Genomic DNA, 234 nt, shown 5'->3' with positions numbered 1-234 from the left:
AAATGCCATCCAGCGCGGCCGGGATGGTGCCATCGGCGCCGAAGCGCTCGGCCTCGGTGCGCTTGGTGACCAGCACCGGCGTATTCAGCGGCAGCGCGGCGTCCAGCCCGCCGGTCAGCGGCACATGCTTGGGGGTCGCGGCGACCAGTCCCGCGCCCGTGCTGGCCCCCAGTGCCGTGACGTCCACCAACAGGCCGGCCTGCGCATGCCCGTTGACCGCGGCCATCACCTCCG

Annotated in this window: 1 protein-coding gene; it reads right to left on the bottom strand. The window is 73.1% G+C overall.

Annotated features, from left to right (window positions below; translation table 11 throughout):
• The coding region (locus tag GPT33_RS16975) for a hypothetical protein (protein WP_296811321.1) at positions 1-226 on the bottom strand (226 nt) is incomplete at its 3' end.
• Positions 227-234 lie beyond the last annotated feature (8 nt).

Origin of the sequence: Thiocapsa sp. (genome assembly GCF_011390875.1) — a bacterium.
Lineage (GTDB): Bacteria > Pseudomonadota > Gammaproteobacteria > Chromatiales > Chromatiaceae > Thiocapsa.
The sequence above is the reverse complement of the archived record's forward strand: the minus strand, read 5'-3'. Positions and strand labels throughout refer to the sequence as shown.